General features: G+C 29.3%; 14 protein-coding genes. 6 read left to right on the top strand and 8 right to left on the bottom strand.

Features of this window, described 5'->3' with window-relative positions; genetic code table 11:
- Position 1 precedes the first annotated feature (1 nt).
- From gmhA to L8X33_RS07140, 4 genes are read right to left on the bottom strand one after another with little or no spacing between them, the layout of a single operon-like run.
- Entirely contained in the window at positions 2-562 is a 561-nt protein-coding gene (gmhA, locus tag L8X33_RS07155) for a D-sedoheptulose 7-phosphate isomerase (RefSeq protein ID WP_263665890.1), read from the bottom strand.
- Positions 552-1925: a D-glycero-beta-D-manno-heptose-7-phosphate kinase gene (gene rfaE1 / locus L8X33_RS07150; protein ID WP_263670344.1), complete on the bottom strand. Its 1374-nt coding sequence runs from the start codon at positions 1923-1925 to the stop codon at positions 552-554. Before rfaE1 ends, gmhA begins: the two co-directional genes overlap by 11 nt.
- Positions 1918-2871: an ADP-glyceromanno-heptose 6-epimerase gene (gene rfaD / locus L8X33_RS07145; RefSeq protein WP_263670343.1), complete on the bottom strand. Its 954-nt coding sequence runs from the start codon at positions 2869-2871 to the stop codon at positions 1918-1920. Before rfaD ends, rfaE1 begins: the two co-directional genes overlap by 8 nt.
- Complete coding sequence (locus tag L8X33_RS07140) at positions 2868-3383, bottom strand: D-glycero-alpha-D-manno-heptose-1,7-bisphosphate 7-phosphatase (RefSeq protein ID WP_263670342.1); 516 nt, start codon at positions 3381-3383, stop codon at positions 2868-2870. The genes rfaD and L8X33_RS07140 overlap by 4 nt, the downstream gene beginning before the upstream one ends.
- A 129-nt stretch (positions 3384-3512) precedes the next feature.
- Between L8X33_RS07140 and L8X33_RS07135 the strand changes: the two genes are divergently transcribed.
- Positions 3513-3818, top strand: coding sequence for a c-type cytochrome (locus L8X33_RS07135; RefSeq protein WP_133319851.1), 306 nt, complete (start codon positions 3513-3515; stop codon positions 3816-3818).
- Positions 3819-3829: 11 nt separating this feature from the next.
- On the opposite strand, the gene L8X33_RS07130 is transcribed toward L8X33_RS07135, so the two are convergent.
- Together L8X33_RS07130 and L8X33_RS07125 are read right to left on the bottom strand one after the other, a co-directional pair.
- Positions 3830-4045, bottom strand: coding sequence for a cbb3-type cytochrome oxidase assembly protein (locus L8X33_RS07130; RefSeq protein ID WP_263665894.1), 216 nt, complete (start codon positions 4043-4045; stop codon positions 3830-3832).
- Positions 4042-6387: a heavy metal translocating P-type ATPase gene (locus L8X33_RS07125; RefSeq protein ID WP_263670341.1), complete on the bottom strand. Its 2346-nt coding sequence runs from the start codon at positions 6385-6387 to the stop codon at positions 4042-4044. Before L8X33_RS07125 ends, L8X33_RS07130 begins: the two co-directional genes overlap by 4 nt.
- 181 nt (positions 6388-6568) lie before the next feature.
- Here L8X33_RS07125 and rho point away from each other — a divergent pair, with 181 nt between their 5' ends.
- On the top strand, positions 6569-7873 hold the full coding sequence (gene rho, locus L8X33_RS07120; protein ID WP_039617780.1) for a transcription termination factor Rho: 1305 nt from the start codon (positions 6569-6571) through the stop codon (positions 7871-7873).
- Positions 7874-7875: 2 nt separating this feature from the next.
- Complete coding sequence (locus L8X33_RS07115) at positions 7876-9411, top strand: DNA polymerase III subunit gamma/tau (RefSeq protein WP_263670339.1); 1536 nt, start codon at positions 7876-7878, stop codon at positions 9409-9411.
- Here L8X33_RS07115 and L8X33_RS07110 read toward each other — a convergent pair.
- Positions 9408-11501 carry a TonB-dependent receptor domain-containing protein gene (locus L8X33_RS07110; protein ID WP_263670338.1) on the bottom strand — a complete coding sequence of 698 codons (2094 nt, stop codon included), beginning with the start codon at positions 11499-11501 and terminating at the stop codon, positions 9408-9410. The two genes, L8X33_RS07115 and L8X33_RS07110, sit on opposite strands and share 4 nt — an antisense overlap.
- Before the next feature lie 158 nt (positions 11502-11659).
- On the opposite strand from L8X33_RS07110, the gene exbB reads away from it, so the two are divergent.
- From exbB to L8X33_RS07095, 3 genes are read left to right on the top strand one after another with little or no spacing between them, the layout of a single operon-like run.
- Complete coding sequence (exbB, locus tag L8X33_RS07105; protein ID WP_133319846.1) at positions 11660-12091, top strand: TonB-system energizer ExbB; 432 nt, start codon at positions 11660-11662, stop codon at positions 12089-12091.
- Positions 12084-12473 carry a TonB system transport protein ExbD gene (gene exbD, locus L8X33_RS07100; protein WP_214114368.1) on the top strand — a complete coding sequence of 130 codons (390 nt, stop codon included), beginning with the start codon at positions 12084-12086 and terminating at the stop codon, positions 12471-12473. The genes exbB and exbD overlap by 8 nt, the downstream gene beginning before the upstream one ends.
- A complete protein-coding gene (locus L8X33_RS07095) occupies positions 12470-13123 on the top strand; it encodes an energy transducer TonB (protein WP_263661674.1) in 654 nt (217 codons plus the stop codon). The genes exbD and L8X33_RS07095 overlap by 4 nt, the downstream gene beginning before the upstream one ends.
- A 10-nt stretch (positions 13124-13133) precedes the next feature.
- Here L8X33_RS07095 and L8X33_RS07090 read toward each other — a convergent pair whose 3' ends face one another.
- Positions 13134-13586, bottom strand: a complete 453-nt coding sequence (locus L8X33_RS07090) for a DUF411 domain-containing protein (RefSeq protein WP_220567152.1) — start codon at positions 13584-13586, stop codon at positions 13134-13136.
- Positions 13587-13778: the final 192 nt, after the last annotated feature.

Raw genomic sequence — 13778 nt, 5'->3', positions numbered from 1 at the left:
CTTAATATTCTTCTTCTATTAGATCACACAAGCAGTGTATGATTAAAATATGCATTTCTTGAATTCTGGCCGTATCATCACTTGGGACGACTATATTATGCTCACATAATGCATTCATCGCTCCACCACCTTTTCCACTAAGCCCTATACATTTAGTGCCAATTTCTTTGGCCTTTTCAAAAGCTTTGATCACATTTGGGCTTTTTCCACTAGTAGAAATTCCAATCAATACATCATTATTGCTAGCTAAAGCTTCAACTTGTCTTGAAAAAACAAATTCAAAACCATAGTCATTTCCTATAGCACTTAAAGCAGAAGTATCAGTGCTTAGAGCAATAGCAGCTAAAGCCTTTCTTTCTTTTTTATATCTTCCACTAAGTTCAGCTGCAAAATGTTGGCTATCTGCAGCACTTCCACCATTTCCACAAATTAAAATTTTCCCACCACTTTTCAAGCACACTTTTAATTCTTGAGCAACCGTAGCAATTTGCTCTTTTAAATTCAAACTTTGCTCTAGAGTTTTTTGATGTTGAATAAATTCCTTTTCAATTTTATTTATCATTTGCAATCCTATTAATTATATTAGTAGTACTAAATCCATCTTCAAAGTCAATTAATTCTACTTTTTTTACTAAATTTGAACCCACTACTTCCTTGCCTTTATAATCAGCTCCTTTAACTAGCACATCAGGCTTTAAAAACTCTATCAGTTCATAAGGAGTATCATCATTAAAAATCACTACATAATCTACAAAATACATACTCGCAAGCATACATGCGCGTTGGAATTCTAAATTTATAGGTCTTGAGTTTCCTTTTAGTCTTTTTACGCTTTCATCTGAATTTAAACCTACAACTAAGATATCTCCTAGTTTTTTAGCTTTTTCAAGGTATTTTATATGACCATAATGCATAATATCAAAACATCCATTGGTAAAAACTACTTTTTGATTTTGTATCAACTTCACAAGCTCTTCTTTGCTTTTAATTTTATCTTCAAAAGAAGCTTTTTTTAGATTTTTAATCTCTTCTAAACTTACACTCACACTTCCTACTTTTGCTACCACAACAGCTGCTGCATCATTTGCTAACTCACATGCTTTTACGATATCAACTTTTAAGGCTAAAGCATAAGCAAGCATAGCTATAACACTATCTCCAGCTCCTGTTACATCATAAACTTCCAAAGCTTTTGCGGGAATAATATGTAATTTCTCATCAAAAAGTGCTATTCCTTCTTCGGATAAAGTTATAATAGAATAAGCTAAATTCAAATTATCTTTTAATTTTTTTAAAGCTTTTTCCAAATTATCAATTTTTTCTACACCTAAAGCTTGAATAGCTTCTTTTTTATTTGGAGTTAGCAAAGTTGCATTTTGATATTTGCTAAAATCACTTCCTTTTGGATCAATCAAAATAGGTAAATTTAAAGTATTTGCATGCTCTATCAAAGCTTTTGTTACTTTTGAAGTTAAAACTCCTTTGGCATAATCACTCAAAACAATCGCATCATAATCTTTTGCGATTGTTTTATACTCTTGGATAATTTCATCTTCTAATTTAGTATCAAAATCATTCTCATCATCAAGTCTTAAAACTTGCTGAGAATGTGATAAAATTCTACTCTTAAGAGGGGTTTTTCTATCTTTTTCTACTAATAATTTTGCATTTAAATTCTCTTTTAAAAACCTCCCACTCTCATCATTACCCACAAGTCCTAGAGCAAAAACCTCAGCACCAAGACTTTTTAAATTTGCATATACATTACCAGCTCCACCTAGTCTTTTATCTTCTTTTTGTGATTTCATCACCATTACAGGAGCTTCTGGAGAAATTCTAGTGCAATCACACCATATATAATGATCCACCATAAAATCCCCGACAACTAAAATTTTTGGCTTTTTAGAACTTAAAAAATCAAACATTTACTTCCTTTTCATAAAGCCTTTTGATCTCATCTAAATAATCTTTTACACCCTCTTCAAGACTAAATTTAGCTTTATATGAAAAACTCTCATCTAATTTTGCTTGAGTATGGAATTGATAAGAATTTTTGTAAGGATTAGGAATATACTCACAAGGATAATTAGTGTTTAATTCTTTTTGCAAAATATCTACTATATCTTGAAAAGTTCTTGCTTTACCTGTAGCTACATTATAAATTCCACTTTTTGCTTCTAAAGCTTGTAAATTTGCACTCACAACATCTTTAATATACACAAAATCACGATAAATTTGATCACTTCCTTCAAACAAACGCGGACTTTTACCCGCTAAAATTTGATGTCCAAATTGCAAAATCATAGAAGCAGTGCTATTTTTAAAAAATTCTCCCTTGCCATATACATTAAAATATCTAAGCCCAACTATATGCATTTTATCAAAATATTTTTTTGCTAATTTATCCATCATTAATTTTGAAAATGCATAAGGGTTTTTAGGGGCTTCACTTAAATTTACAGTTTGCGGGCTTGGAGCATCTCCATAAACTGAGGCTGAACTTGCATAGATTAATTTCGCATTAAGTTCCAAAGCAAGTTCTATAAAATCTTTAAAAGTGTTTAAATTGGTCTTTAAAACTTTGTTTTGATCATAAACAGTTGTATCTGAAATTGCAGCCTTATGAAAGATCGCATCAGGTTTAAAAGCTTTTATAACTTTTAAAGTTTTTTCATCAGTAATATCACCCACATAAAGCTCACCTTCAAAATCTAAAATATTCTTAAAATGACCAAAACTTTCTAAATTTCCATTTTCAAAAGTAGCACTTGATCGCATTTTATCCACAATCAAAACCTCATGTTTATCCTGAAGTTTTAGAGCAAGAGCAGAGCCTATAAAACCTGCTCCACCTGTTATCACAATTTTCATTTCCTATCCTTTAAATAATACAAAAGTTCTTTTAAATTTTTAAAGACCTTATAGTTTTTATCATCATTATAATTTTCATTAATCAAAAATAGATTTTTTATACCAGCATTAATTCCAGCTTGCATGTCACTTAAATTATCTCCTATAAAAAAAGATTGTGAAAAATCTATATTAAATTCTTTTTGTGCTTTTAAAAGCATGCCAGGTTTTGGCTTACGGCATTCACAATTTTCTAAGTGAGGGCAGTGATAAATTTTTTCTATTTTAATGCCTTTTTTCAAAAACTCACCTAGCATATACGAGCTTAAAATTTCAAAATCTTTTTCATTATAATAAGCCCTTGCAATACCTGATTGATTAGTAGCTATAAAAATTAAAAAAATTTGCTTTTGAAAAAATTCACAAAGTTCAAAAATACCATCACAAAATTCAAAATCACTAATCTTATGAACATATTTTTTATCTATATTTATAATTCCATCTCTATCTAAAAATAACGCCTTTGTTTTCATAAAAAAATTATAATGAATTTTTTTTAAGATTTTATAATTTATCAAGTAAAAAAGTTTTTTAAGCGACTTTAAATAAAAAAAGCATATAATTAAAAACATTTTATTTTCAATTTATATAGGAGTGATACAATGAAAAAGCTACTTGTTTTATCAGCTTTGGCATGTCTTAGTGTTTCAGCTTTTGCTGCGGATGGTGCTACACTTTATAAAAAATGTGCAGTATGTCATGGTGCTAAAGCAGATAAAGTTTATCTTAACAAAGTTCCTGCTTTAAATACTTTAACTGCAGCTGAAAGATTACAATACATGAAAGATTATGCAGCAGGTAAAAGAAATGCTTATGGCCAAGGTGCAATCATGAAGATTAACCTTAAAGGTTTAACAGAAGCAGATTTTAAAGCAATTGAAGAATACATCGAGAGCTTAAAAAAATAATTTGACAGCCTTTATGGCTGTTTTTCTTGATTTTTCTTTTCCAAAGCTTCTTTTTTTCTTTTTTCCAAAATCGCTGCATCATTTAAAGCTTCTTCGCTATCATTTAAAATAGTAAATTTATAATCATCGTCAAATTGCTTATTTTTGATCCCCCAAAGTAAAGCACAAATTGCCAAAAATAAAGCAACCATAGAAACACCTATCATCATCATTAAAACACCATTCATTTTTTAATCCTTAAAGCATTTAAAATCACTATTATACTACTAAAAGACATTGATAAAGCCGCAATTAAAGGATTAATCAAACCAAAAAAAGCCAAAGGCATACTCAAGGCATTATAAAATAAAGAAAAAGCTAAATTTTGTTTAATAATTTGATAAGTTTTTTTAGCTATTTGTATGGCTTTTTGTAAGCTTTTTAGGTCATTTTTTAACAATATAATATCACTATTTTCCATAGCAAGTTCAGAACCTTCTTTTAAAGAAACCCCAACACCTGCATAAGAAAGCGCTAAAGCATCATTTACTCCATCTCCTACCATTAAAACCTTACCTGTTTGATTTAAATTAGCTATTATTTGCATTTTATCTTCTGGCATGCATGAGGCTTTGAAATTATTTATTTTTAATTTTTCAGCCACCTTACTCACAGCATTTAAATTATCGCCACTTAATATATAAATTTGCATTTTACATTCTTTCATAAATTCAATCAACTCTTTAGAGCTTTCTCTCATACTATCTTCTAATTCAAAAACTGCTAATATAGTTTTATTTTTAGCAAATATAAAATGCGTAGTTTGAAATTCTTGTACTTGCATATGATTTTCTTTGAAAAATTTCTCATTCCCTCCCAAAAATTCATCTTTGCCTAAAAAGGCTTTATAGCCTCTTGCTTGAAAATTTTGAACTTTTTCAAATTCTATTCTACTATCTATTTTTCTATCTAAAAATTTTAAAATACTTTTAGCCACTGGGTGGTTAGTTAAATGTAAGAAATTTAATAATTCATTTTTATCCAACCTTTCATCTAAAAAGCTTTTTTTAACTTCCAAACTAGCCTTTGTTAAAACCCCTGTTTTATCAAATACAGTCACATTACACTTGCTCAAATCCTCCACAACGCCTGCTTCTTTAAATAAAATTTTTTCCTTTAAACCAGTGCTAATTGCTACTAAAGAACTCACCGGTGTAGCTAAAGCCAAAGCGCATGGACAAGCTATGATTAGCACAGAAACCATGCGTATCATGGCTTCTTCAAAACCTAAATTTAGTACAAAAAAAGTAAAAACAAAGCACAACAAAGCACAAATTAAAATAATAGGCGAAAAATACTTACTTACTTGCTGTACCATTTTTTCTATTTTGGCTTTTTTAGCACTTGAATTTTCAAGTAAATTAATAATCCTAGCTAATTTAGAATCCTTATAAAGCGCATTTGCTTTATATAAAGCATTCCCGCTTAAAACCAAAGAAGCAGAATAAATCATATCATCTTTTTGCACATCAAGCGGTAAACTCTCTCCGCTTAAACTAGACATATCTAAACTAATATTACCACTAACACATACTCCATCTATTAAAACTCTATCGCCTTCTTTTAACTCTATAATATCTCCTATTTGCACCTCTTCTACATCAATATTTTCTATTTTGTCATTTTTTAATACCCTTACTTCATTACCTAAAAATGATCTCAAATGATCGAGCGTATCAAGGGCTTTTTTCTTACTTAAAAGCTCTAAATACTTTCCTATAAAAACAAAACAAATAATCATCGCCACAGAGTCAAAATATACCTGCGAAGCTCTTGAAAACATTGCCCACACTGAATATATATAAGCTAAACTTGCTCCACTAATTACTAGAGTATCCATATTAACATTTTTAAATTTCAAAGCATAATAGGCATTTTTATAAAAAATCGAGCCTGTGTAAAAAAGTACAGGAGTGCAAAGTAAAAATTCAGCAAAATGTAAAATATCTTTAATATCAGCTTCCATACCACTAAAAAACCCAGCATATTTAGCTACAGATATCCACATAATATTCATTACGCAAGCTATAGCAACTATTAATTTCGCATAAAAATCTCTTTTGGTTTGAGTTGCTCTTTGTTCATTTTTTGTAGGTAAATACACACTAGCTTTATAGCCTATACTTTCTATATTTTGGATAATTTTTACTAGATTAATACTTTTTTCATCAAAAACAATTCTAGCTTTATGGGTAATAGAATTAATATCAACCTCTATCACTCCTTCGCTTTTAATGAGAATTTTTTCATTAAGCCAAACACAGGCTGCACAATGAATTTCTTCTATTAGCAAAAAAACCTCACTAAAACCTTCTTTTGTTTTTTGTATGTATTTTTCATAGTCTTTAATACTATATTCTATTGTTACTGGGGTTAAAGTTTGATTACCAAGTTTTTCATAAAATTCCTCCAAATTATTCTCTTGTAAAATTTCATATACACTTTCACAGCCTTTACAACAAAAATAATTTCCATTTTTTTCTATCATTTGTTCTTGTTTAAAGCTTAATTGGCAATGCTTACATCTCATTTTATACTTTCTTTATAAGTTTTTACAATATTTTATCATTTTTTCAAACTTTCAATTTTAAAAATTATTTACAAAGCTATATTATAATTTCCAAAATTTGACAAAAAAGTATTTTTTTTAATAAAATCTTTTTTGAATAAACTAAAACAAAAACTACATTTTCTACATTTTATGAGGATATATGGAAAATACAAAAGAAAAGAAACAACACCAAAGAACACACATTCCTGTTGAAGGTTATAAAATAGAAGATTTAAAGTTGCTTGATTTAGAAAGCTTAGTAAAAATAGCAAATGAAGCAGAAATAGAAAATCCAAGAGAATTTAGAAGACAAGATCTTATTTTTGAAATTCTAAAAGCACAAACCAAAAAAGGTGGCTTTATACTCTTTACAGGAATTTTAGAAATTTCGCCTGAAGGTTATGGATTCTTGCGTGGAATGGACTCAAATTTAAGCGATAGTGTAAATGATGCTTATGTATCAAACTCACAAATTCGCAAATTTGCTCTGCGTGTAGGAGATATAGTTACTGGCCAAGTTAGAGAGCCAAAAGATCAAGAAAAATACTATGCTTTATTAAAAATTGAAGCAATCAACTATCTTCCATTAAAAGAAGCTAGAGAAAGACCTTTATTTGACAATCTTACTCCAATTTTTCCAACTGAAAAAATCAAATTAGAATATGATCCTTTAAAATTAACAGGCAGAATGCTTGATTTATTTGCCCCTATAGGAAAAGGTCAAAGAAGCTTAATCGTAGCACCTCCAAGAACTGGTAAAACTGAGTTAATGAAAGAACTAGCTACCGCTATTGCTAAAAATCATCCAGAGGCTCATTTGATTGTACTTTTAGTAGATGAGCGTCCTGAAGAAGTTACAGATATGCAAAGATGTGTTAAAGGCGAGGTTTTTAGCTCTACTTTTGACTTACCTGCCTATAATCATGTTAGAGTGGCTGAACTTGTTATAGAAAAAGCAAAAAGGATGGTAGAAACAGGTAAAGATGTCATTATATTACTTGATTCTATTACAAGATTAGCAAGAGCTTATAATACTGCCACACCAAGCAGTGGTAAAGTTTTAAGTGGCGGGGTTGATGCAAATGCCTTGCATAAGCCAAAGCGCTTTTTTGGTGCAGCTAGAAATATAGAACATGGTGGCTCATTAACCATCATAGCAACTGCTTTGATAGAAACAGGCTCAAGAATGGATGAAGTGATTTTTGAAGAATTTAAAGGAACAGGAAATAGCGAAATCGTTCTTGATAGAAATATTTCAGACAGAAGAATTTACCCTGCAATTAATATTATAAAATCAGGCACTAGAAAAGAAGAATTACTCCAAGGTGTTGAAAAACTTCAAAAAATTTGGGCAATTAGATCAGCTATTTCACAAATGGATGATATAGAAGCTTTAAAATTCTTATACTCTAAAATGCTAAAAACCAAAAGCAATGAAGAGTTGTTATCCATCATGAATGAGTAGTAATGCTCCAAGCTCTTGCTGTTAAATACAGACCAAAAAATTTCAATGAGCTTGTAGGGCAAAATACTGTTTCTACAAGCTTAAAATATGCTCTTGAAAATAACCGCTTAGCACATGCTTATTTATTTTCAGGATTACGCGGAAGTGGAAAAACTTCAAGTGCAAGAATTTTTTCAAGAGCCCTAGTATGTGAAAAAGGACCAAGTGCTAACCCTTGTGGAGAATGTTCTCAATGCTTATCTTCACTCAGTGGCTCTAATATAGACATTATAGAAATGGATGCTGCAAGCCATAGAAGCTTAGAAGATATTCAAGAGCTTATCGAGCAAGTTAAATACGCTCCATCTTTAGCTAGGTTTAAAATTTTTATTATCGATGAAGTGCATATGCTTACCCCACAAGCAGCAAATGCCTTGCTTAAAACCTTGGAAGAACCACCAAGCTATGTAAAATTTATACTAGCAACAACTGACCCTTTAAAACTTCCTGCTACGGTTCTTTCAAGAACGCAGCATTTTAGATTTAAGCAAATTTCTATTCACGATATCTTAAATCATCTTGAGTGGATTTTAGAAAAAGAAAATATCAATTATGAAAAAGAAGCTTTAAAACTCATAGCAAGAAGTGGAAACGGATCTTTAAGAGATACTCTAACTTTATTAGATCAAGCCATAGTATATTGTCAAAATTATATACAAACACAAAAAATTACTGCGATGCTAGGCTTTTTAGATCCATCTAAAATTGAAGAATTTTATCAAGCCATTTTAGCTAGCAATAAGGATAAAGTTCTTGAGTTTTTAAAAGAATTTGAAGATTACGAGGCAAGTAATGTCATCGATGAGATGATATTTTTTTTAAAAGAAGCATTTTTTGCCAAAAACAATCTTTTTTCTATGTTAATTTACGAAAGATTTTTTAGAATTCTTTCGCGTGCTAAGACTATGTTAAATTCTAGCGATGATGATAGTTTTGTACTTTGTGTTATGGCTTTCATGCTTATAGAAGCAACTTATCTAAAAAGTATTGATGAGGCTATTTACAGTAAAAGTCCAAAACAAGATAACACACCAAGCCCAAAACAACAAGAAATTCTTTCTATACAAACAATTAAAGAAGAAAAACTTAATCCTTATGAAAGTTTGTTAAAAGCTATTTACAAAAGAGATTATGATTTAGCTGAAGTTTTCAAAAAAACTACGCAGTTTATTTCTTTTGAAGATGATATTTTAAGTATTAGCTCACATGCTAAAGATGATGATAGAAAAACCCTAAACAATGGCTTTAAATTAATCAAAGTCTTGCTTCATGAGCTTTTTGGAGAAAAAACACAAATTAAAATTCAAAAAATAGAAACTATAGATACCCAAAAATTACAAGATATATTCAAAACTCCTATAAAACAAGAAATAAAAAGTACTCCGAATTTAAATGAACATTTTGAAAATTTTAAAAAAGATGCTAAAAAATACGATCCTAAAGACGAAACCAAAGAAGCTCTCAATAAGCTCTTTGGCTCCCCAACTATACAAAATTAAAAACTGCCGTTGATTGAAATATAAATTCTTCTTCCTTCTTCTATGCGATTATAAGTATTTACCCAAGTATCTTCACCTTTGTTTTTATAGGACTCCCAATCATTTGTAAAACTTTTATCAAAAAGATTATAAATTGCCGCATTAATATTCCATTTTTTATTGATATCATAACGCACACCCATAGAAGCTAAAAAGACATCTTGATAATACTCTCTATTAATATTTGTATCACCCATATAACGATCTATTTGCCATTCGCCTTTTATCCATGGAGTGAATTTGCTAAAGATATTATAACTTGCTTTTAGCATGATATTGTGTTTTAGACTATCAATTTCTGGTTTTCCTATCATAGTTTTATCTTGCGCATCTTTAATTTCACTATCAAGATAAGTATAAGCTAAATCTAAATTTAAATGCTCTACAGGAGTAACCCCAGCTCCAAGTTCTATGCCTCTATACTCAACCTTGCCATGATTAATCGCCTGATAGCATGTATCAGCTTCACATTTTCCAATACCCAAAATCATACTTTCTTTACTAAATTTTTGACTAGAAATTTTATCTTTAAAATTTGTTAAAAAGCCAGTTGCTGAAATATAAAACAAATCATTATTATAAACAGCGGCTAATTCATAATTAAGCGATGTTTCTTCTTTTAAATTCGGATTTCCATACATAGGATATTTACCTTGTCCACTATAATTATAAGCACCAGCTATCAATCTATTAGCATATGGGGTTCTAAAGCCTGTTGAAACACCGCCTTTTAAAGTAAGCTCACTAGTAGGATTATAAACTAAATAAGCTCTTGGAGAAATGTTATTTCCAAAAATTTCATGATAATTATATCTTGCTCCAAAAGTAAATCTTAAATCATCTCTTATACTATATTCATCTTCTGCAAAAAAAGCTAATAAATATTGATCAAAATTAGTAGGATTAGCAATTTTATCTTGCATTTTCTCAAGTCTATACTCACCACCCACGCTTAAAATATGACTTTGACCTAAAGGAATAACTGATTTTGTATCTATAATAATATCTTCAGCAACTATATCTCTATTTTGCCCTAAAAATGGCTGATTTGCTTGGCCAACTACCTCACGCCCATCGTTACTTACACGGTTATACTGCAAGGTAGAAGTAATCGAAAAATCTTCATACACACCCTCATGACTTAAATAAGTTACCAACTTATCTACTTGCATAGTGTCTGTATAACCACCTGTTAAAGAGCCATCATTTTTATCTGTTGGTTTTGTTAATGTGCCTAGTTGGCCTTTTTTATTATCATAGTGATTTCTTGAAAAATCAATATCAAATATCAAGGTATTATAATCATCTACTAAGTAATTTAACCTAGTTCCTAAACTAAAATTATTAGCTTTTGTAGGACTTTGAGCCTGATCACCTTGCACTCTTTGTCCACTTCCATTACTAAATTCAACATTAGATTGCTCTCTATAAAATTCTCTAAAACGCAAAGTAAGTCCCAAACGATCATTCATCAATGGGCCACTAGAATATATACTTGCGCCATAAGTATTACCCCATTCTTTATGTGCATTAAAAATACTATCCAAACTAAATGATGTTTCCCACTCGTTACTTACTTTTTTTGTGATGATATTTACAACACCACCCAAAGCTTCAGAACCATATAAAGTGCTCATTGGCCCTTTTATTACTTCTATTCTTTCTATACTAGAAATTGGTGGTAAGAATGAATTTGAAATTTCATTAAAACCATTAGGTCCTACTTCTCCACCTATCCCTTGACGGCGCCCATCAATCAAAACTAAAGTATATCCGGTAATACCTCTCATGGTGATATTATAAGATCCAGTTTTTCCCTTACTAGCAAATAAATCTACACCAGGAATATCAGCAATAGCTTCAGCAACATCTCTATAAGGCTTACTCTCTAAATCTTTTTTACCAATCACATTTATAGTAGCAGGAGCTTCTTTGATATCTTGAGAAAATCCCGAAGCACTCACTATAGAGCTATCTAATAAAACTTCTTGTGATAAAGCATTACAGACCAAAAGACTAGCAACACAAACTGACAAGCAATAATTTTTCATTATTTCCTTTCATAAATAAACAAAATTTTCAAAGTTGGAATATTATGATAATAATTATTAATTTAAAATAAATTTATTATATCAATTATGATAATTGTTATTAATAAATAATTTAATTTTCAGTAATATAATCACAAAAATTTTTAAAGCGAGGATGTATGGAATTTTTAAAAACTTATATTGACTTAATTATATTTATTGTTTTAGGGTTAATGGCATTTATTGCTATATGGTGCACTATAGAACGCATCTTATTTTTTAGAAAAATTAAACTAAATGATTATCAATGCCAAGAAAAATTTGATGATGCAATTAGTGAAAATATCACTATGCTTTATATTATTTACACTAACGCTCCTTATGTAGGACTTTTAGGAACTGTAGTAGGGATTATGATTACATTTTACGACATGGGAGCAAGTGGAAATATTGATGTAAAATCTATTGTTATTGGCTTATCGCTAGCTTTAAAGGCTACTGCTTTGGGAATTTTAGTTGCCATCCCTTCTTTGATGGCTTATAATGGATTGCTTAGAAAAATATCAACTTTGAGTAATGCATATCGTATTTTTAAGGATAAAAATGCTTAAATTGCCAAAAAATGAAGGTTTAAATATTATTCCTTTTATAGATATAATGCTTGTTTTACTAGCCATTGTTTTAAGTATATCCACTTTTATCGCACATGGTGAAATCAAAATCAATCTACCTCAAAGTGAAAATTCAAATTCCATAAGTGAAAATAAAGACAAAATAAGCATCTTAATCGATAAAGAAAATAAATTTTATATCGATGGAAAAACAGTTTCCATAGAAGAAATAAAAGAAAAATTTGACACTATAAATTCTAAAACCTTGGTAGAGTTAAAAAGCGATAAAGAAGCAAAATTTGAAAGCTTTGTAAAAATTATTGATATTTTAAAAAATAAAAATCATGAAAATTTTCAAATTTTAACAGAGCAAAAAAGATGAAGACTTTTATAAGTAATCATAAAAATCAATCATTTTTCATTACTTTATTTATCTTTTTACCTTTACTTTTTGTTTTTCTTTATACTAAGAATTTTTTACATATACAACATAACACTACAAAGGAAGAAAAATTTAATATAGCTATAAAACAATTTTTACAAGATTCTCCTAAAATAAAAAACGAACAATCTAAACAAGAAAAAATAAAAAAAATAGAACAAGTAAAAGAAAAACCTATCGTTCAACCTAAAAAAATAAATACTTCAACCGATACTAAAGCAACAAATCGATTAAAAGAGGAAATAAAATCTCAAAAAATAACATCTCAAGAAAAAAACATCCTGATAAATTCTCAAGAAAGTATATCTTTAACTAATAACAATGAACTTTTAAAAGAAGTTAAGCAAGCTATAGATAAAGCTTTAATTTATCCTAGGCAAGCTCGAAAAATGCGGATGAGTGGCGAAATTTTAGTAGAATTTACATGGACTAAAGATAAAAATCTATTAAACTTAAAAATATTAAAACCATCAAAATATAAATTATTGAACGATAGTGCCTTAGAAACTATACATATAGCGTCTAAGAATTTTCCACAGTATGAAAAAACTTTTCATATAAGAATACCATTAATATATAAAATAAACTAAGCAAAATTGCTTAGTTTGTCTTGATTAAATTATGTCCTTTATAGATCCCATAAATTTTATAATCTCCATTTTTAAGCATCAAAACTACAGGATATTCTTCTTCATAACCTTGTTCCATTCCAGGACTTCCCTGAGGCATACCAGGAGCAGAAATACCTATAACATCCTCAGGTTTATTTTCCAAAAGCCAAGCAACTGCATCTTCAGGAACATGCCCTTCTATAGCATAGTCATCAATCACGCCAGTATGACAGCTTTGATACATAGGCTGAATATTCATTTTTTCTTTTATTTTTAAAAAATCTTCACTTTTGTGTATTTGTACTTTATAGCCTTTATCTTTCATATAATTAGCCCAAAGATCGCAACATCCACAAGTGGGACTTTCGTAAATATTTAATATTTTTTCATTAGCCAATAAGCTTGTAAAACCAAGCGTTAAAGTTAAAAATAATTTTTTCATATATCCTCCAAAAATAAAAAAGATACAATACATTATAAAAATTAATATTTTATATCAAAAACCAAAAATATCAACTATGGTCAATTAAAAATATTAAATTAAAGTATTACTACTAAATAAAATTTCTAAATAACTTTTCTGATTTTCTACCACTTAATAAATACTAAAACCTTCTTTTTATTTTGTAAAACT

The organism is Campylobacter sp. CNRCH_2014_2849, assembly GCF_025772845.1.
Classification (GTDB): Bacteria; Campylobacterota; Campylobacteria; order Campylobacterales; family Campylobacteraceae; genus Campylobacter_D; species Campylobacter_D lari_D.
The sequence above is the reverse complement of the archived record's forward strand: the minus strand, read 5'-3'. Positions and strand labels throughout refer to the sequence as shown.